This window comes from Enterobacteriaceae bacterium Kacie_13, assembly GCA_013457415.1.
Lineage (GTDB): Bacteria > Pseudomonadota > Gammaproteobacteria > Enterobacterales > Enterobacteriaceae > Rahnella.
Map to the genome: position 1 here is coordinate 3,927,890 of CP045665.1, position 19,142 is coordinate 3,947,031.

Sequence of the window (19,142 nt, forward strand, 5' to 3'; positions counted from 1 at the left end):
AAATTCGCGTCTTTTTTTGGTTCTGCCCGATGAACTAGATGTGCAGTTCAGACAGTTTTTCTTTTGGCAGAGCCAGATCGTCGTTACGGTTCACGACAACATCGTGATCGAGAATGTGCTGCGCGATTTCCTGCGCTTCTTTCAGAGAATGCATCTCGAATGTACCGCACTGATATTCATTAAGCTCAGGGATCTGACGCTGTTCTTTCACTTTCAGAACATCGGCCATCGCCGCTTTCCAGGAATCCGCAACCAACTGCTCTTCCGGCACGCCGATCAGGCTCATATAGAACCCGGTACGGCAACCCATCGGAGAAATATCGATGATCTCGACGCCGTTTCCGTTCAGGTGATTACGCATAAAGCCTGCGAACAGGTGCTCCAGCGTATGAATCCCACGCTCTGGCATCACTTCAATATTCGGGCGGCAGAAGCGCAGATCGAACACAGTGATGGTGTCCCCATGTGGGGTTTTCATGGTTTTTGCGACGCGAACAGCAGGTGCTGCCATACGGGTATGGTCTACGGTAAAGCTATCCAACAGTGGCATATCGTCACCTCTCCTAAATAAATTAAATTTTTTTACGAACTCAGGAAACCTTTTCCCAGCATGCGGGTCTTAATTAGTGAAAGACGCGCATTTGTTATCATCATCCCTGTAAACAGAGATGTTTATTTGGCCACATTAATTGTGGCCTTTTTCTTTTCTACTCTTCGGTACCGCCTGCGTGAGCAGCCAGATAGTCTTCTAAGCTTAGCGTGTCACCGGCTTCCATGTCGCGCTGACGCTGCCATGAACCATCTTGTTCTGCCAGCAATGCACTTTCATCCAATACTTCCAGCGGTTCGCTGGCCAGCAGCTGACGATATTTCTCGGCCAGTTCCAGTCCTAAATTACCCACGCCCTGCTGTTTCAGTGCTTTCAGGATGCGCGCGGAGTAAGTCAGTTCCGGATCATCAAACGCCGCGACAAGTTCCTTGCACACGTCCTGATACAGGTGATCACCATTCTGACTGTCCATCACCTGCGCAACACGGTTCAAATCAGCGAACAAATCTTTGCCTACCTGATCCAACGGTTTGCGTTCGTCATAACAACCGATGCCGATCGTCTGACCCGGCTTACGCCCTTCGAGGATCACGCGGTTCCAGTTCTGACGGGTACAACGTAGCTCATCGCTGTTCATCTCCGGCGCGTCAGCTAAGGCACACCATACCAAAAACAGATCGAGGAAACGCGCCTGCGTCGCATCAACTCCCACAGGGGAGAATGGATTGACGTCCAGCGATCGCACCTCAATGTATTCAATGCCACCACGCAGCAGCGCCTCAGAAGGCGTTTCACCTGATTTCGTCACGCGCTTAGGTCGGATGGGCGCATAAAGCTCGTTCTCTATCTGTAACACATTTGTGTTCAGTTGCAGATATTTGCCATCTTTCTTCACTCCCATCTCTGCATATTCTGCCGATGGCGTACGAATGGCCCTTTTAACGCCTTTCACGTAAGTTTCAAGATCGTTAAAGGTAATGTCCAGATTGCTCTGCGATTTATTGGTGTAGCCTAAATCACTCAGACGCAGCGACGTTGCATACGGGAGATAGCACATCCCGCCTTCAGTATATTCGAAAGGCAGATCCGTTTTACGTCCTTTCAGGAATGACGAACAGATCGCAGGCGACGCACCAAACAGATAAGGGATTACCCAGCCGAAACGGTAATAGTTGCGGATAAGTTTGAAGTACCCCGCTGAAATCGCTTCTTTGCCGCTTTCCGCATCTGTAACGCCCAGACGCTCCTGCCAGAATGACAATGGCAGTGAGAAATTGTAATGGATGCCGGAAATAACCTGCATCAGCGCGCCGTAACGGTTCTTCAGGCCTTCGCGATACAGCGTTTTCATACGCCCGACGTTCGACGAACCGTACTGCGCCAACTCGATATCCTGTCCGGATTCGATAAAGCACGGCATGCTGAACGGCCACATACGCTCTTCACCAAGCTCGCGCGCCACGTGACGATGGATGTCACGCAAAAACGCCATCAGGTGTTCGATATTGTCATCGACAGGCGTAATAAATTCTAATAAAGCCTCAGCAAAATCGGTGGTAATCCAGCGATGCGTCAACGCTGCACCCAGGGATTCCGGATGTCCCGTTGTCGCCAATGAACCATCGGGATTAACACGCAGCGTTTCACGCTCGATACCGCGACGAATACCTTTAAGTGCCTGAGGATGGGCTTCCAGCCAGGAAAGCGCCTGTGATACATCCGGGATCAAATTGACCTCCCGCTCTGTGAAATCATTGATTTGCAAGCATAGTGAGTCTGCATAGATGTGACCATAATTGATGACTGATGCCAATCTAACCGAACCATGAAAGCCCCTGTAGCGTTACCACAGTCAGAAGAACGTAACGCACTGCTTTTCCAATAAACATGAAAAAGATTACAGGACCCCAAGGCATTCGCAGCCAACCTGCTAAAACGCATAACACATCGCCAATCACCGGTAGCCAGCTCAACAATAAAGCGGCCGGTCCGAAGCGCTTCAGCCAGCCTTCTGCAACGTGTAACCCACGCTGAGGCTTTAGCTGCGGCAGGAAGCGTCCGATGATGACGTTGGTTATGCCACCTAAGGTATTGCCAACAGAAGCGGACAAAACCAGTGCCGCTGGCATTACACTGCCAGCTGACAATAAAGCCACTAATAAAACTTCTGAGTTGCCGGGTAACAACGTGGCACTTAAAAAGCTGCTGCTAAATAAGGAAGCCAGCGCCACGGCGCTACTCACAGCGTACGCACGTCCACAAAAGCCATATTGGCGCGTCTCGCCGCCTCAATACCAAAATCTGCATCTTCAAAGACGACGCATTTTTCAGGAGGTACACCGATGAGCTCAGCGCAACGCAAAAAGGTATCGGGTGCGGGTTTATGGTTCTGCACATCATTAGCGCCTACGATCGCATCAAAACAATCGCGCAAGCCTAAATGACGCAGCAAAGCATCCGCCATCCAGTGTTCACTGCCCGTGCCTACCGCCATCGGACGGCGACCGTGATATGCCTTGACGACATCAATCAACGGCAGCGGTCGCACCGTGTCCAATAACATCTCCTGCACCGCTGCGGTTTTCTCAGCGGCAAGAATATGCGGATCCATTTCGATGTTATTACTGTCAATCACGAACTTGGCAATGCGCCAGGTCGGAGAACCATTCAGAGCAACCATGGATTCGACATCAAAATGCATGCTGTATTTGGTTAATACCTGATGCCATGCCTTACGGTGAGTCGGCTCGGTATCCAATATGGTGCCATCCATATCAAATATTAGCCCTTCGTATTGATCGTACATCGAATGCTCCATGCTCACGAAAAAAACTGGAAAACTACTTTATCGCAAAGTCTGGCGAAAGTCGCATTTTGTCCGTTCGCAGAGCACATCCGAACACGTTAGAAAAATCAGGAAAATGAAGTGGGAAACGCACAGATGAAATGCAGAAAGCAAAAAACCCGCCGAAGCGGGTTTCTCTAATACCGAATAACTTCGATACTTAAAAATATGGAGCACCAAGGAAGATTACTCGGCATAGCCTTGCCCTTCGGGCCGTTGCTAAAGCAACGTTATCTTCCTTAGTTGTACCTGCATGCCGCAAAACTTTTATATGACTGTAGTTGCTGCAACATATGCGAAAAATGGTGCACCCAGGAAGATTCGAACTTCCGACCGCTCGGTTCGTAGCCGAGTACTCTATCCAGCTGAGCTATGGGTGCATTGGGGTCTTGCTGATTTTATTTCGGAAAATACTAAGAGGAAGAATGGTGCACCCAGGAAGATTCGAACTTCCGACCGCTCGGTTCGTAGCCGAGTACTCTATCCAGCTGAGCTATGGGTGCATTTTGATTCTTGCTGCAGATTTACCTGACCATTTTACCGTACTACATCGGCGTTAACCTTTGCCCATCACGCTCATTTGATTGCAAATCAACATACGCTTTGGAAAGTATGGTGCACCCAGGAAGATTCGAACTTCCGACCGCTCGGTTCGTAGCCGAGTACTCTATCCAGCTGAGCTATGGGTGCATTTTAAATGGCGGTGAGGCGGGGATTCGAACCCCGGATGCAGCTTTTGACCGCATACTCCCTTAGCAGGGGAGCGCCTTCAGCCTCTCGGCCACCTCACCATACGCCTCTTGCGAGTGTGCTGATTAACTTTGTTCAAGCTCATCGGCACTGCGTGGCGCACATATTACTTTCTGGCCCTTATAAGTCAAACCCTTTTTTCCTAACAATCACTCGATTGGACATTTCACGCGCAACCTGCGCAGTTTGAAGGCAATAAAGCGGGAAAAACGTAGAAAACTCACGTTCTTTTTTGAGCAAAGGGGGATCACAACGAGGGGCTTAAAACAGAAGAAAGCAGAAAAAAGACAGAGAATTACAGACAGGAAAATCGGTAACGCGCAGAAAAGAGGTTCAGCGCCTCGCCGTCAGCGAGACGCCTCGTAAATCAGTAACTCGTCTGTTGAGATTTTTCAGCCTGAATACGCTGATAGATCTCTTCACGGTGGACGGAAACCTCTTTTGGCGCGTTTACACCAATACGTACCTGATTACCTTTAACACCTAATACGGTAACAGTAACCTCATCGCCAATCATGAGGGTTTCACCAACTCGGCGAGTTAGAATCAGCATTCTTTGCTCCTTGAATAATTAAAAGAGTCGGGTCTCTCAGTTTCCCGGCCATTATCGATCATAAGCGGGTAAAACGTAAGCCATGACCCCTACATTAAATGTAAGCGGCCTGCAACTTCAGCCATGAGTACTTTTAGTTTAGCTGAAATCATCGTTGTCGCGACCCTGCCGCGAAGCCTACCCCACCATTAAGACTGAAAACGCCATATTGCACAATACATTATAGCGCTTTCCAGGTTTGCGATTTATTTCTTCTTACAGCTTGGATTCAACCCAGGCCTCTACGGTAGCCAGAGCCGCCGGTAAAGCCTGAACATCGCTTCCCCCGGCCTGTGCCATGTCAGGACGACCACCGCCTTTGCCGCCCACCTGCTGGGCAACAGAAGCAATTAGCTCCCCTGCTTTGACACGGTCGGTCAGATCTTTTGTCACACCAGCAATCAGGCTGACTTTATCGTCCGCGATGGTCGCCAGTACAATGATCACTGACCCTAACTGGTTTTTCAGATCATCAACCATCGTACGCAAAATTTTAGGCTCTACGTTATCCAGCTGACGAACTAACAACTTAACGCCTTTCACTTCTTTAGTCTGACCCGACAAGGACGCACTTTCCTGCGCAGCTTGCTGGCCTTTCACTTGCTGAAGCTCTTTTTCCAACACGCGTGAACGTTCAATCAGGGAACGGATTTTATCAGTGATGCTGTTCACATCGCCTTTCACCATATGCGCAACATCTTGCAGTAAATCGCTTTGCTGATGCAGCGCATTAATCGCGTTTTCACCGGTGATCCCTTCAATACGACGGATACCTGCGGCGGTGCCTGATTCGCTCTGAATGCGGAACAGACCGATATCACCGGTACGGCTGGCGTGCGTACCACCACAGAGTTCGGTGGAGAAATCGCCCATGCTAAGCACACGTACGCTGTCTTCGTATTTTTCACCGAACAGCGCCATTGCACCTTTTTCTTTTGCTTCATCCAGATCCATGATGGTGGTCTGAATCGGCAGATTACGACGAATTTGCGCATTCACCAGATCTTCGACCTGACGAATCTCTTCAGGTTTCATCGCCTCAAAATGTGAGAAGTCGAAACGCAGGTAATTGTCATTAACCAGAGAACCTTTCTGCGCAACGTGTTTGCCTAGCACCTGGCGTAAGGCCGCGTGCAGCAAGTGAGTCGCAGAGTGGTTAAGACGAATACGGTCACGGCGTGCAACATCCACTTCGGCTTCCACACTGTCGCCAACGCTAAGTTTACCCGCGTTCAGAGAACCCTGATGACCAATAGCTTTACCGTACTTCTGGGTATCGGACACATTAAAGATGCCAGCTGCTGTTTTCAGGATGCCTTTATCGCCCACCTGTCCACCGGATTCTCCATAGAATGGCGTGTCATCCAGGATCACGATAGCGTTATCGCCCGCCTGAATTTCCTTGACTGACTGGCCGTCGATGAAAAGCGCGATCACTTTGGAATGGCGTTGCGTATGTTCATAGCCGGAGAACTGAGTGACGCCGTCCACGCGAACCATGCTGTTGTAGTCTGCGCTGAAACCGCTGGACTCACGGGCACGGCGACGCTGAACTTCCATCGCTTTTTCGAAACCGACTTCGTCAACTTTCAGATTGCGCTCACGGCAAACGTCAGCAGTCAGGTCCAGCGGGAAACCAAAGGTGTCATACAAGCGGAAAGCAATTTCGCCATCCAGCGTGTCGCCTTTCAGCGAAGACAGTTCGTCATCCAGCAAGGCCAGACCACGTTCCAGAGTACGGGCAAACTGCTCTTCTTCGGTTCTCAGCAGTTGCTCAACCATCGCCTGCTGCTGCTTCAGTTCTTCTGCCGCCGGGCCCATCACGTCAATCAACGGAGCAACCAGTTTGTAGAAGAAGGTGTCTTTCGCGCCCAGCATGTTGCCGTGACGGATCGCGCGACGAATGATACGACGCAGCACATAGCCACGGTTTTCATTCGATGGGATCACGCCGTCAGCAATCAGGAATGCGCAAGAACGGATATGGTCGGCAATAACGCGCAGAGATTTGCTGGTCAGATCGGTCGCGCCGGTGACTTCAGCCACAGCGGTAATCAATTTCTGGAACAGGTCAATGTCGTAGTTTGAGTTTACATGCTGCATAACAGCGGTGATGCGCTCAAGCCCCATCCCGGTATCTACGGAAGGTTTCGGCAGTGGCAGCATGGTGCCGTCAGACTGACGGTTGAACTGCATGAACACGATGTTCCAAATCTCGATATAGCGGTCACCATCTTCTTCTGCAGAACCCGGAGGGCCGCCCCAGATGTGGTCGCCATGATCAAAGAAAATTTCGGTGCAAGGGCCGCAAGGACCTGTGTCACCCATCTGCCAGAAGTTGTCAGAAGCGAACGCGCCGCCTTTATTATCGCCGATGCGGATAATGCGTTCTTTTGGAACGCCGACTTCTTTTTCCCAGATTTCAAACGCTTCGTCATCAGTCTCATAGACAGTGACCCACAGCTTTTCTTTCGGCAAATTGAACCAGTTTTCCCCGGTCAGTAATTCCCAGGCGTAGTTGATTGCATCATGCTTGAAGTAATCGCCGAAGCTGAAGTTACCCAGCATTTCGAAGAAGGTGTGGTGACGTGCGGTGTAACCGACGTTTTCGAGATCGTTGTGCTTGCCACCCGCGCGTACGCAACGCTGAGACGTAGTGGCACGGCTGTAATCGCGTTTATCCAAACCAAGGAAAACGTCTTTGAATTGGTTCATCCCGGCATTGGTAAACAACAGTGTCGGATCGTTTGTCGGAACAAGCGAACTGCTTGAAACAACGTTGTGTCCCTTGCTCTGGAAGAAATCGAGAAACGCTTGACGGATCTCAGCGGTGCTCTTGCTCATAAATATCCCGGAATCATGCTGGAAGAACGGCTCTTGAGCCGGATAACGCTGCATAGAGCAGCGATCTGTACAGCTCACGAACGAAAAAGTGCGGATAAGATAAAATTTCTGCGCGGGGAAGTAAAATACCGTATGCGGTCAATCGTCAAAATCGCGATAAATAGACTGTATTTCTTCCTGAAAGAAGCCGCGATAGAGCAAATAACGCAGAACTTTTGATTTTTCTTTCCAGTCAGTAGGCAAATCCTCACCAAATTTTCTGACTGCCAGTTCGCGCGCCAGAATACACCAGTCGACCTCGGTATTTTCCAGTGCCGTCGTAATGATTTCTTTATCGACACCTTTTTGCATTAATTCTGAACGGATGCGCTGCGCGCCATAGCCCTTGTTGCTGCGCCCTGAAATATAGCGGTCGGCAAATTTAGCATCGTCCAGCCAGTGATGCTGATAGCAATAGTCGATCACCGCCTGAACATGTTCTTCGGGGATCTCTTCCGGCACCGGACGCGGCTCGGGTTTGGCTCTGACAATATCTTCATCCGCGAACTCATTCTGCGCCGGTCGCTTGCGAGATGACCAGCTACTTTTTTTGTTCGCGGGCTTAACGAAAGGCACTGGTGGTGTGCGCAACTTCTTCCGCAGTTCCATTTCCCCGTGATCGCGCTGTGAAAGTAAACGCATCGCCCGGTTCATCAGAGAGTTAATCTTCGCCGCATCCGCGTCTTTTTCCTGAGGTGCAAACAGCGAGGATGCTTTGCTTTCCTGCTCTACCTGTTCGAGCAACTTTTGCAGGTCAATGGTGTTTCCATTGGGCGTTTTTTCATTGGACATGAATGACTCCCCTTATGCGAAAAATGCCAGCCTGGAAACCAGGCTGGCATTTTTTCGACAACATTGTGTTTTGAAAGTGAAGGGCAAGAACCCTTGCTTTCAGATACCGGCGAAATTAAAACTCTTCGCTGGTTTCCATATCGTCGTCTGCAAGTTCTGCTGTGGTCGCAGCGGCCAGTTCACCCGTGCCACTCAACAACATATCACGCAGTTTTTTATCCAGTTCAGCAGCGATTTTAGGATTTTCTTTCAGATAGTTGCAGGAGTTAGATTTACCCTGACCAATCTTCTCGCCGTTGTAGCTGTACCATGCACCAGCTTTTTCGACCAGTTTGTGCTTAACGCCCAAATCGATCAGCTCACCGTTAATGTTGATGCCTTCACCGTATAAGATCTGGAATTCAGCCTGTTTGAAAGGCGCGGCGATTTTGTTCTTCACAACTTTCACGCGCGTTTCGCTACCGATCACCACGTCGCCTTCTTTGATAGCGCCGATGCGGCGGATATCCAGACGCACAGAGGCGTAGAATTTCAGAGCGTTACCACCAGTGGTGGTTTCCGGGTTACCGAACATCACACCGATTTTCATACGGATCTGGTTGATGAAGATCAGCAAGGTATTAGCATTTTTCAGGTTACCGGCAAGCTTACGCATAGCCTGGCTCATCATACGTGCCGCAAGGCCCATGTGAGAGTCACCGATTTCGCCTTCGATTTCTGCTTTTGGCGTCAGTGCAGCAACGGAGTCGACGATGATAACATCGACCGCGCCTGAACGGGTCAGCGCGTCACAGATTTCCAGAGCCTGTTCACCGGTATCCGGCTGAGAACACAGCAGGTTGTCGATATCTACGCCCAATTTCTTCGCGTAGATAGGATCAAGTGCATGTTCCGCATCGATGAACGCACAGGTTTTGCCTTCACGCTGTGCGGCAGCAATAACCTGAAGGGTCAGCGTAGTTTTACCGGAAGATTCCGGGCCATAAATCTCAACGATACGGCCCATCGGTAAACCACCGGCGCCTAACGCGATATCCAGAGACAAAGAGCCGGTAGAGATCGTTTCCACGTCCATAGAGCGATCTTCACCCAGACGCATGATGGAGCCTTTACCGAATTGCTTTTCAATCTGGCCCAGTGCTGCAGCTAACGCTTTTTGCTTGTTCTCATCAATAGCCATTTTTACTCCTCGTCTGATACAGGGGAACATCCCGCCTGCATCACTGAATATAATTTATGTACAGGTAATTGGCAGTAATTATACTGTATGCTCATACAGTATCAAGCCTAATTTTGCAGAAACTCAAACAATGCAGTTTGTAGCGCAAAAACAGCAGCTTGCAAACGCACGGCTTCGCGATCGCCGGAAAACTGCTGTTTCGCGGTCACGATCCGCCCGTCTCCCCCGGCGAAACCAAACCATACGGTGCCGACCGGTTTTTCTGTCGAACCGCCGTCAGGACCGGCAATGCCACTGACAGACAAGCCGATATCAGCTCCGGCAGCATGCAACACGCCCTGCGCCATTTCGCGAACAACCTGTTCGCTTACCGCGCCGTATTGCTCAAGTGTCGCATCGGAAACCCCAAGCAGTTCGTGCTTGGCGGCATTACTGTACGTTACAAATCCACGGTCAAACCACGCTGAACTACCAGCGATATCAGTGATGGCTTTAGCAATTAATCCACCAGTACAGGATTCCGCACAAGTGATCCACAGCCCTTGCGCTTTTAGCTCTGAACCGATTTCCACACTCAATTCATGTAAACGTTGTTCGGTCATCTTCCCTCCTGACGGTTCAGCTGAAACTCTCCCGATGTTAGCATTTCTCTTACAATCTGTGAGTCCCAACGCAGTTATTTGCGCGATGCCTTCAGAATTAAGGTAAAAATCAAAAATAAGGGCCGCACCAGGCGACCCTCAAAAAAATCACGACCGGTTCATCGTGCAGCTTTCACTGCCTGCCCCAGTTGCCATACCGCCATCGCGTAATGCACGCTATGGTTGTAACGGGTGATAGTGTAGAAGTTCGGCAGTCCGTACCAATACTGGTAATTCGTGCCCATATCGAGGCGCAGCAGGCTGGCTTCCTGATAATTCCCCAGTGAACCCAGCGGGCTAAGCCCTGCCGCTTTCAGCGTAAAGAGCGGGTACTTGGTTTTGAAGCCATTCTCAAGCAACGGCGCTTGACCGGTTGCCGGTATAGCTATTGGCGCGCCTTTGGTCCAGCCATGTGCTTTGAAGTAATTGGCCACACTGCCGATAGCATCAATCGGATCCCAAAGGTTAGCGTGTCCGTCACCGTTAAAGTCCACAGCATAATCACGGTAAGACGACGGCATGAACTGGCCGTAACCCATCGCACCGGCAAAGGAACCGCGCAGACTCAGCGGATCGTCACCTTCACGACGCGACATCAACAGGAACGTTTCCAGCTCGCCGGAGAAATATTCAGCCCGGCGCGGATACGCAAAGGATAGGGTCGCCAGCGCATCGATAATGCGGGTTTTACCCATTACGCGGCCCCAGCGAGTTTCCACGCCGATAATACCGACAATAATTTCTGGCGGCACACCGTAAACCTGCTCAGCACGTTGCAGCGCATCCTGATATTGGTTCCAAAACACCACACCATTCTGGACATTGTCCGGCGTAATGAATTTACTGCGATAACGGTTCCATGCCCCGTTAGGTACAGTCGACGGCCCACCTGACGGCGCCTGTTGGTCCATCAACCTGAGCACAAAACCTAAACGTTTTGTTTGCGCCAACACATCGTGCAGTTGCTGACGGTCAAATCCATGTTCGCGAACCATTTTATCGACAAACTGATTCATCGCCGGATCGTAGGCAAAGTCGCCGTTCTGGACTGCACCGGTATGTTCAGCCTGCAACAAAAAACCGCCGCTGGGTGCCGCATTGGTGCTGGCATTTCTTCCATCAGAGAAAGGGTTGCGTGGGCCATCAGGCTGAGCCGGAGGCTTATTACTGCTACAAGCAGAAAGTGTTAAAACCAGGGGAAGAATGACAGCCAGGAGGCGCATCGGATATCCGTAACCATGCAATAAAAGAGGTGACGGTATGTTAGTGCATTATCAGAGCCGAAAAAACTGAAAATCATCGTCTTTACAACGTGGCTGCGGTGCCTGACAACGTGGCTGCGGTGCCTGTTCTCAGCGATTTGCGTGACATTACGCATCTTCTGCAAGCAACGTGGTTTTTTACCTCTACTCACGTTAGGATCCGTTGTAAAGTCGTTGCATCAGGCGCTATGAGCCAACAGGATGAATAAAAATTGAATGAAATCAATCAAAAGAAAAACAATATGAGCGGACTGGAAGCCCACACGCCCATGATGCAGCAATACCTGCGTCTTAAAGCAGAGAACCCGGAAGTTCTGCTGTTTTACCGTATGGGCGACTTCTACGAACTGTTTTATGACGATGCGAAACGCGCGTCGCAGCTGATGGATATCTCGCTGACCAAACGCGGTTCCTCTGCCGGTGAGCCGATCCCGATGGCGGGCGTGCCTTATCACGCTGTAGAAGGCTATCTGGCGAAGCTGGTACAGATGGGCGAATCCGTTGCCATTGCAGAGCAGATTGGCGATCCAGCACTCAGCAAAGGACCGGTCGATCGCAAGGTGGTGCGCATCGTCACCCCAGGCACGGTCAGTGATGAAGCCCTGCTGAGCGAACGCCATGATAATCTGCTGGCTGCCATCTGGCAGGACGGACGCGGTTTCGGTTATGCGACGCTGGACATCAGCTCTGGCCGTTTCCGTGTCGCCCAGCCTGACGATCTGGAAACGATGGCCGCAGAATTGCAGCGCACCAATCCGGCAGAGTTGCTGTATCCGGAAAGCTTTGAGGCGATGACGCTGATTGCTTCACGTCGTGGTCTGCGTCGTCGCCCGATGTGGGAGTTTGAGCTGGAAACGGCGAAGCAGCAGCTGAATCTGCAATTCGGCACCCGAGATTTAAGCGGTTTCGGCGTCGAACAGGCCGCTCAGGCGCTGCGTGCGGCCGGATGCCTGCTGCAATACGTAAAAGACACTCAGCGCACCGCTCTGCCCCATATCCGTGGCGTCACCATGGAACGCCAGCAGGACGGCATCATTATGGATGCAGCCACGCGCCGTAATCTGGAGCTGACGCAAAATCTGGCCGGCGGTGTCGAGAATACGCTGGCAGCGGTGCTCGATCAGGCGGTCACGCCGATGGGCAGCCGTATGCTCAAACGCTGGATCCACATGCCAAGTCGCGATATCAAGATGCTGTCAAATCGCCAGCAGACCATTGGCGCATTGCAGGATATCACCGCGGATTTACAGCCGGTACTGCGTCAGGTCGGCGACCTCGAACGTATTCTGGCGCGTCTGGCACTGCGCAGTGCACGTCCGCGCGATCTGGCCCGTATGCGCCATGCGCTCCAGCAGTTGCCGGAAATCCGTGAGATTTTAAATGATACCGGCGCTGAGCATGTTCAGACACTCGTTGAACAGACTGGCGACTTCACCGAGCTGGTGGAACTATTGGAACGCGCAGTAATTGAAAGTCCGCCAGTGCTGGTTCGCGACGGCGGCGTGATTGCGCCGGGCTATAATGCAGAGCTCGATGAATGGCGTGCGCTGGCCGATGGCGCGACCGACTATCTCGATCGCTTAGAAATCCGCGAACGTGAAAAGCTGGGGCTTGATACGCTGAAAGTAGGGTTCAACGGCGTTCATGGTTATTACATTCAGGTCAGTCGGGGTCAGAGCCATCTGGTACCTATTCACTATGTCCGCCGCCAGACGCTGAAAAACGCCGAGCGTTACATCATTCCTGAACTGAAAGAGTACGAAGACAAAGTCCTCACCTCTAAGGGTAAAGCGCTGTCGCTGGAAAAAGCGCTTTACGAAGCACTGTTCGACTTGCTGATGCCACATCTTTCCGCTTTGCAACAAAGCGCCAGTGCGCTGGCTGAGCTCGACGTACTGAGCAATCTTGCGGAACGTGCTTATACGCTCAATTATGCCTGCCCGAACATGAGTGAAAAACCGGGGATCAACATTACCGGTGGCCGCCATCCTGTTGTCGAACAGGTGCTTAGCGAGCCGTTTATCTCTAACCCGCTGAACATGTCTCCGGCGCGACGTATGCTGATCATTACCGGCCCGAATATGGGCGGTAAGAGTACTTACATGCGCCAGGCGGCTCTGATCGTTCTAATGGCGCACATCGGCAGCTATGTGCCTGCGGAAGCGGCAACCATTGGGCCGGTTGATCGCATCTTTACCCGCGTCGGTGCGGCTGACGATCTGGCTTCAGGCCGCTCGACCTTCATGGTGGAAATGACCGAAACCGCTAACATTCTGCATAACGCTACCGAAAACAGTCTGGTGCTGATGGATGAAATCGGCCGCGGCACCTCGACCTATGACGGCTTGTCGCTGGCGTGGGCCTGCGCCGAGAATCTGGCCAGCCGTATCAAAGCGATGACCCTGTTCGCCACCCATTACTTTGAGCTGACCACGCTGCCGGAAAAAATGGAAGGCACGGTTAACGTTCATCTGGATGCGATCGAGCACGGTGACACCATTGCCTTCATGCACAGCGTGCAAGACGGAGCCGCCAGCAAGAGCTACGGTCTGGCCGTGGCCGCACTTGCTGGTGTACCGCGTGATGTGATTAAACGCGCGCGCCAGAAACTGAAAGAACTGGAAACGCTGTCGAACAACGCCGCAGCCAGCAAGGTTGATGGCCCGCAGCTGACGCTGCTGACAGAAGATGTCTCACCGGCGGTTGAAGCGTTGGAAGCTCTTGACGTCGATTCGTTATCGCCACGACAGGCGCTGGAATGGATTTATCGTTTGAAAGAGTTGGTGTAAAAGCCGCATACCGTGAATGTTGCTTATTGAAATAACAGACATTGAAATGACAGAAATAAAAAACGGTGGGGATTAGCCCACCGTTTTTTTTGATGCCAAATTAGATGCTGTATTTATTGCCTAAAAAGCGAATGACTCGCAGAGCACATTACTCACGGAACAGAGCTTCGATGCTCAGTCCCTGTCCCTGCAAGATCTCACGCAGGCGACGCAAACCTTCTACCTGAATCTGACGAACACGTTCACGTGTCAGGCCAATCTCACGGCCCACATCTTCCAGCGTTGCAGCTTCGTAACCCAACAGGCCGAAACGGCGCGCCAATACTTCACGTTGTTTTGCATTCAACTCGAATAACCACTTCACGATACTCTGTTTCATATCGTCGTCTTGCGTGGTGTCTTCAGGACCGTTGTCTTTTTCATCCGCCAAAATGTCTAACAGCGCTTTCTCTGAGTCACCGCCCAACGGGGTATCAACAGAGGTAATACGCTCATTCAGGCGCAACATACGGCTGACATCGTGGACCGGCTTGTCGAGTTGCTCAGCAATCTCTTCAGCGCTCGGCTCATGGTCCAGTTTATGCGCAAGTTCACGTGCAGTACGCAGGTAAACGTTAAGCTCTTTCACGATGTGAATCGGCAGACGAATGGTACGGGTTTGATTCATGATCGCCCGTTCGATGGTCTGACGTATCCACCATGTGGCATAGGTAGAAAAACGGAATCCACGCTCAGGGTCAAATTTTTCAACCGCACGAATCAGACCCAGGTTACCTTCCTCGATCAAATCCAGCAGTGCCAGTCCGCGATTACTGTAGCGGCGGGCAATTTTAACCACCAAACGCAGGTTACTTTCAATCATACGGCGCCGTGAAGGAACATCCCCACGCAACGCACGTCTTGCAAAATAAACTTCCTCTTCTGCTGTAAGCAGAGGGGAATAACCGATCTCACCGAGGTACAGTTGAGTTGCGTCCAGCACTCGTTGGCTTACAGTCTGCGACAACAACTCTTCTTCAGCGTCGTTATCAGCAGTCTCTTCGACTGTGGCTTTCTCGTCAAAGGCTTCAGCGCTGTTCTCATCGAAATCTACATCATCATGTAACTCGTTAACTTTCAGCGTATTCTGACTCATAAGCTGCTCCTACCCGTGGTCCCGAGGGCAGAATTCAAGACTCTGCCCGTGTTATCGCTGCGGAAGATAACGCAGCGGATTTACGGATTTCCCCTTGTAACGAATTTCAAAATGCAATCTTACTGAACTGGTTCCGGTGCTACCCATAGTCGCTATTTTTTGTCCCGCCTGCACTTCTTGTTGTTCCCGGACCAGCATTGTATCGTTATGTGCATAGGCGCTCAGGTAATCATCATTGTGTTTGATGATGATTAGATTACCGTAACCGCGAAGAGCATTGCCTGCGTACACTACACGCCCTGAGGCGGTGGCGACGACAGACTGTCCGCGCGAACCAGCGATATCGATCCCCTTATTTCCCCCTTCAGAAGCTGAGAAATTATCGATAATTTTCCCGTCAGTCGGCCATTTCCATGTGGAAACCGGACCGCCATTATTTGTCGGAGTAGTAACGGGAGTACTGGCTACGGCAACAGGTGTGGTGGTAGTCACTGCACCTGATGAAGGCAACATCTTACCTACATTCTGTTTACCAGAAGAATCAGAATACGTGGTAGTTGGTTGAGATGCAACCACAGAACCTGTGAGCATTCCCCCCGTCGGAACTTTAGGAACACCGCCATTCGTCGCGTCCGTAACGGCTAAAGATCCGCCGGTGCTGGCCGCCGAAGAGACGTTATTAATCTGGATATTTTGACCGACTTCCAGATTGTATGGTGCGGCGATATTGTTACGCGCAGCAAGGTCTCGGAAGTCGTTTCCGGTGATCCAGGCGATGTAAAACAGGGTGTCGCCACGCTTAACCTGATAGGTGCTGCCGCTATAGCTACCTTTAGGGATAGAATTGTAGCTACGGTTGTACACAATGTGCCCACCGGAGCCGATCGCAGGCGCATTTAGCTGCGAGGAATTCGGAGTATTCTGACGTGCCTGACTACCGCTACCGCCGCCATTTACGCTGCTAATGGGTGCCGATGTGGTTGAATTGTTCGTACATCCCGCCATCCAGGCACTGATAAACGTACAGACCGCAATGCGGCTTAGTGTTTTTATTGGGCTTCCCGTGCTCATATTTCCCCCGTTACGGCAATCTCAGAATAACGCTTTTACCACGCACACCGCGCCAGCTGGCGCTTTTCATATCATGTCATACCGTGCGGGCAGACAACATGTCCACTCAGGCCAATCCCCGAATGCACTGTGCCATAAAAAACTGTAGTGGATGCTATCAACATAGCCAGTACAGCACCATATAACAGTTGTATTTAAATTTTAAGGGGTTAGTCCTGCAGGATGTCAGGATCAGGCCAGTTCGCCTTTCACCAGCGGAACAAAGCGGACGGCTTCAATCGTCTCAGCAGCGAACTCATCCCCACGCCGGGTGATGCGTTGCAGGATCTGATTCTCTTCACCGACGGGCAGGATCATGACACCGCCGTCATCGAGCTGTTGCAGCAAGTCTTGGGGAATTTCGGGGGGGGCAGCGGTGACGATAATAGCGTCAAACGGCCCGCGCGAAGGCCAGCCCAGCCAGCCGTCGCCATGACGCGTGGAAACATTGTGCAAATCGAGTTGCTTGAGGCGTCTTTTTGCCTGCCACTGCAACCCTTTGATCCGTTCGACCGAAAACACGTGCTCTACCAGATGCGCCAGAATCGCCGTCTGATAGCCGGAACCGGTGCCGATCTCCAGTACGCGTGATGAAGGCTTAAGCCGCAGTAGTTCGGTCATTCTCGCCACAGTATAAGGCTGGGAAATGGTCTGCCCGGAGCCAATTGGCAGCGCCGTGTTTTCGTAAGCTTTATGCTGAAATGCTTCATCGACGAAACGCTCACGCGGCACGGCCTCAATGGCATGCAGCAGGTTTTCATCATGAATGCCCTGCTGGCGGAGCTGTTCCAGCAGGTTATACATCGGCTTATTCACCATTCGCGCTCACCCCGGCCTTTTCTAACCATGAGACCACGACATCCTGAGCCGCATAGGCAGTTAAATCCACCTGAAGAGGCGTCACTGATACATAACCTTGCGCGACGGCGGCAAAGTCGGTATCAGGTGCGACATCAAACTTATCGCCCGGCGGGCCGATCCAGTACAAATCCTGCCCACGGGGATCCTGCTGACAAAATACCTGTTCAGCCGGATGACGGCTACCACAACGCGTGACGCGGATGCCTTTAATTTCAGACAAAGGCAGATCCGGGACATTAACATTCAGGATTTTGCCAGTACGCAATGGTTCGCGCGCCAGCGCCCTGAGAAGGCGGCAGGTAATGATAGCAGCGGTGTCGTAATGCTGATGTCCATCTAGCGAAACCGCCAGCGCAGGAAAACCGAGATGGCGGCCTTCCATTGCGGCGGCGACCGTACCGGAGTAAATCACATCATCACCCAGATTTGGTCCGGCGTTAATGCCGGAAACCACGATGTCCGGACGCGGGCGCATCAGGATATTGACGCCGAGATAGACACAATCGGTGGGCGTGCCGTTAATGACAGCGGTATCACCATTGGGATAGGACTGAATACGTAACGGGCCATCCAGCGTTAGCGCATTGGATGCGCCGCTGCGGTTGCGGTCCGGGGCAACCAGCGTCACCTCGGCGAACTCACGTAGCGCGGACGCCAGCGCCTGAATGCCGGGAGCCAGTACGCCGTCGTCGTTACTCAGTAATATCCGCATTGATTTCATCCAGATGCATCAGCTCGCGCACAACACTCGTGGCATAGCTGCCTGCCGGTAGCCAGAATTTGAGTTCCAGTGTCACATCATCCCAGCGCTGCCAATGCATCTGCAAAGGTTGCAACATGATGGCGCGACGCGCGGGTTCGACTCTTTCGCGTTTCAGTAATGACAGTAGATCAGCCTGAGAGCTCAGACAAGCCAGCTCGAATGCTTCGGCGTCTTCCAGTGTCCCTAACGGGCCATCCCCCGGCAAGGGCGCCGTCACCAGTAACTCGCCGCTTTCTACACGCGGCAGCAGGGAGTCAAACTCTTCCGCTTTCGCGACAAACCAGCTGCCGCGCCCGCTGAGCTGTAACGCATCACCGAGCATCGCCTGACGCTCTGTATTATCAGCCAGACGCTGGCTGGCGACGATGTTGAACATCGCGCTGCGGCTGGCTGACAAATAGAAGCTGCGCTTGGCTCGCTCTTTCGGACGAGCTTCGTTGGTTGCCCAGCGTTTGGCCTGCACCAGATTATTGCCGCCGCGGCCAAAGCGCTGGGTACCGAAATAATTCGGCACCCCCTGTTCTGCGATTTTCGTCAGACGCGATTCAACGTTATCAAGATCGCTAATCTGGCGAAGCACCAGTGTAAACGCATTGCCTTTCAGTGTGCCGATGCGCATTTTTTTGCGATGGCGTGAGGCACGAATCACTTCGCAGCCTTCGAGATCAAACTGACTTAAATCCGGATCGGCTTTGCCCGGCAAGTGCAGGCAAAACCATTGTTCGGTAACCGCATGTCTGTCTTTCAGACCGGCGTAGCTGACATCGCGCGGATGCACTTTGGCGAAACGCGCCAGCTGCTCAGCGACAAATTGCGTGTTGCAGCCGTTTTTGCGGATCCGCACTAACAGATGTTCACCCTCGCCGTCCGGCTCAAAGCCCAAGTCTTCTTCGACGATAAAGTCTTCCGGATTGGCTTTCAACTGGCCGGTCGCCACAGGCTCGCCCAGCAACCAGGTGAGACGGGACATGTCTATCATGCGGTAATCT

17 protein-coding genes and 4 tRNA genes are annotated in these 19,142 nt (G+C 51.9%); 2 read left to right on the forward strand and 19 right to left on the reverse strand.

What is annotated here, in order from left to right:
* Positions 1–34: 34 nt before the first annotated feature.
* The 10 genes from luxS to alaS form a co-directional block, all read right to left on the reverse strand.
* The gene (gene luxS, locus GE278_17960; protein ID QLK62532.1) at positions 35–550 is read right to left on the reverse strand and encodes an S-ribosylhomocysteine lyase; all 516 of its coding nucleotides are present in this window, start codon (positions 548–550) and stop codon (positions 35–37) included.
* 157 nt (positions 551–707) lie between these two features.
* The gene (gshA, locus tag GE278_17965) at positions 708–2,279 is read right to left on the reverse strand and encodes a glutamate--cysteine ligase (GenBank protein ID QLK62533.1); all 1,572 of its coding nucleotides are present in this window, start codon (positions 2,277–2,279) and stop codon (positions 708–710) included.
* Between the two features lie 85 nt (positions 2,280–2,364).
* Positions 2,365–2,793, reverse strand: coding sequence for a DedA family protein (locus GE278_17970; protein QLK62534.1), 429 nt, complete (start codon positions 2,791–2,793; stop codon positions 2,365–2,367).
* A complete protein-coding gene (yqaB, locus tag GE278_17975; protein ID QLK62535.1) occupies positions 2,790–3,356 on the reverse strand; it encodes a fructose-1-phosphate/6-phosphogluconate phosphatase in 567 nt (188 codons plus the stop codon). The genes GE278_17970 and yqaB overlap by 4 nt, the downstream gene beginning before the upstream one ends.
* Before the next feature lie 342 nt (positions 3,357–3,698).
* A tRNA-Arg gene (locus tag GE278_17980) sits at positions 3,699–3,775 on the reverse strand.
* A 46-nt stretch (positions 3,776–3,821) separates the two neighbouring features.
* Positions 3,822–3,898 (reverse strand) — tRNA-Arg (locus GE278_17985).
* 110 nt (positions 3,899–4,008) lie between these two features.
* A tRNA-Arg gene (locus GE278_17990) sits at positions 4,009–4,085 on the reverse strand.
* Between the two features lie 8 nt (positions 4,086–4,093).
* A tRNA-Ser gene (locus GE278_17995) sits at positions 4,094–4,186 on the reverse strand.
* 326 nt (positions 4,187–4,512) lie between these two features.
* Positions 4,513–4,698: a carbon storage regulator CsrA gene (gene csrA / locus GE278_18000; GenBank protein QLK62536.1), complete on the reverse strand. Its 186-nt coding sequence runs from the start codon at positions 4,696–4,698 to the stop codon at positions 4,513–4,515.
* Positions 4,699–4,953: 255 nt separating this feature from the next.
* Positions 4,954–7,581, reverse strand: a complete 2,628-nt coding sequence (gene alaS / locus GE278_18005) for an alanine--tRNA ligase (protein QLK62537.1) — start codon at positions 7,579–7,581, stop codon at positions 4,954–4,956.
* Here alaS and GE278_18010 point away from each other — a divergent pair.
* Positions 7,519–7,800 (forward strand): hypothetical protein, encoded by a 282-nt coding sequence (locus tag GE278_18010; GenBank protein QLK62538.1) that lies wholly within the window; start codon positions 7,519–7,521, stop codon positions 7,798–7,800. The two genes, alaS and GE278_18010, sit on opposite strands and share 63 nt — an antisense overlap.
* Here GE278_18010 and recX read toward each other — a convergent pair.
* The 4 genes from recX to mltB all read right to left on the reverse strand — a co-directional run bounded on the left by recX (position 7,720) and on the right by mltB (position 11,456).
* Positions 7,720–8,412: a recombination regulator RecX gene (recX, locus tag GE278_18015; protein QLK62539.1), complete on the reverse strand. Its 693-nt coding sequence runs from the start codon at positions 8,410–8,412 to the stop codon at positions 7,720–7,722. The two genes, GE278_18010 and recX, sit on opposite strands and share 81 nt — an antisense overlap.
* 115 nt (positions 8,413–8,527) lie before the next feature.
* The gene (gene recA / locus GE278_18020; protein QLK62540.1) at positions 8,528–9,592 is read right to left on the reverse strand and encodes a recombinase RecA; all 1,065 of its coding nucleotides are present in this window, start codon (positions 9,590–9,592) and stop codon (positions 8,528–8,530) included.
* A 107-nt stretch (positions 9,593–9,699) separates the two neighbouring features.
* A complete protein-coding gene (pncC, locus tag GE278_18025) occupies positions 9,700–10,194 on the reverse strand; it encodes a nicotinamide-nucleotide amidase (GenBank protein ID QLK62541.1) in 495 nt (164 codons plus the stop codon).
* Between the two features lie 158 nt (positions 10,195–10,352).
* Complete coding sequence (gene mltB / locus GE278_18030; GenBank protein ID QLK62542.1) at positions 10,353–11,456, reverse strand: lytic murein transglycosylase B; 1,104 nt, start codon at positions 11,454–11,456, stop codon at positions 10,353–10,355.
* 281 nt (positions 11,457–11,737) lie between these two features.
* On the opposite strand from mltB, the gene mutS reads away from it, so the two are divergent.
* Positions 11,738–14,284, forward strand: coding sequence for a DNA mismatch repair protein MutS (mutS, locus tag GE278_18035; protein ID QLK63335.1), 2,547 nt, complete (start codon positions 11,738–11,740; stop codon positions 14,282–14,284).
* A 148-nt stretch (positions 14,285–14,432) separates the two neighbouring features.
* Here mutS and rpoS read toward each other — a convergent pair whose 3' ends face one another.
* The 5 genes from rpoS to truD form a co-directional block, all read right to left on the reverse strand.
* Complete coding sequence (rpoS, locus tag GE278_18040; GenBank protein QLK62543.1) at positions 14,433–15,419, reverse strand: RNA polymerase sigma factor RpoS; 987 nt, start codon at positions 15,417–15,419, stop codon at positions 14,433–14,435.
* A gap of 51 nt (positions 15,420–15,470) precedes the next feature.
* The gene (gene nlpD, locus GE278_18045; protein QLK62544.1) at positions 15,471–16,490 is read right to left on the reverse strand and encodes a murein hydrolase activator NlpD; all 1,020 of its coding nucleotides are present in this window, start codon (positions 16,488–16,490) and stop codon (positions 15,471–15,473) included.
* Between the two features lie 231 nt (positions 16,491–16,721).
* A complete protein-coding gene (locus tag GE278_18050) occupies positions 16,722–17,348 on the reverse strand; it encodes a protein-L-isoaspartate(D-aspartate) O-methyltransferase (protein ID QLK62545.1) in 627 nt (208 codons plus the stop codon).
* On the reverse strand, positions 17,338–18,102 hold the full coding sequence (gene surE, locus GE278_18055; protein ID QLK62546.1) for a 5'/3'-nucleotidase SurE: 765 nt from the start codon (positions 18,100–18,102) through the stop codon (positions 17,338–17,340). Before surE ends, GE278_18050 begins: the two co-directional genes overlap by 11 nt.
* Entirely contained in the window at positions 18,083–19,132 is a 1,050-nt protein-coding gene (gene truD, locus GE278_18060; protein ID QLK63336.1) for a tRNA pseudouridine(13) synthase TruD, read from the reverse strand. The genes surE and truD overlap by 20 nt, the downstream gene beginning before the upstream one ends.
* Positions 19,133–19,142 lie beyond the last annotated feature (10 nt).

Bases quoted from the DNA above. Each gene is read 5' to 3' on its own strand.
- pncC (QLK62541.1), bottom strand. From the start codon at position 10,194: ATGACCGAACAACGTTTACATGAATTGAGTGTGGAAATCGGTTCAGAG.
- csrA (QLK62536.1), bottom strand. From the start codon at position 4,698: ATGCTGATTCTAACTCGCCGAGTTGGTGAAACCCTCATGATTGGCGAT.
- surE (QLK62546.1), bottom strand. From the start codon at position 18,102: ATGCGGATATTACTGAGTAACGACGACGGCGTACTGGCTCCCGGCATT.
- truD (QLK63336.1), bottom strand. From the start codon at position 19,132: ATGATAGACATGTCCCGTCTCACCTGGTTGCTGGGCGAGCCTGTGGCG.
- recX (QLK62539.1), bottom strand. From the start codon at position 8,412: ATGTCCAATGAAAAAACGCCCAATGGAAACACCATTGACCTGCAAAAG.
- rpoS (QLK62543.1), bottom strand. From the start codon at position 15,419: ATGAGTCAGAATACGCTGAAAGTTAACGAGTTACATGATGATGTAGAT.
- yqaB (QLK62535.1), bottom strand. From the start codon at position 3,356: ATGTACGATCAATACGAAGGGCTAATATTTGATATGGATGGCACCATA.
- nlpD (QLK62544.1), bottom strand. From the start codon at position 16,490: ATGAGCACGGGAAGCCCAATAAAAACACTAAGCCGCATTGCGGTCTGT.
- mltB (QLK62542.1), bottom strand. From the start codon at position 11,456: ATGCGCCTCCTGGCTGTCATTCTTCCCCTGGTTTTAACACTTTCTGCT.
- mutS (QLK63335.1), top strand. From the start codon at position 11,738: ATGAGCGGACTGGAAGCCCACACGCCCATGATGCAGCAATACCTGCGT.
- luxS (QLK62532.1), bottom strand. From the start codon at position 550: ATGCCACTGTTGGATAGCTTTACCGTAGACCATACCCGTATGGCAGCA.
- GE278_18050 (QLK62545.1), bottom strand. From the start codon at position 17,348: ATGGTGAATAAGCCGATGTATAACCTGCTGGAACAGCTCCGCCAGCAG.
- recA (QLK62540.1), bottom strand. From the start codon at position 9,592: ATGGCTATTGATGAGAACAAGCAAAAAGCGTTAGCTGCAGCACTGGGC.
- alaS (QLK62537.1), bottom strand. From the start codon at position 7,581: ATGAGCAAGAGCACCGCTGAGATCCGTCAAGCGTTTCTCGATTTCTTC.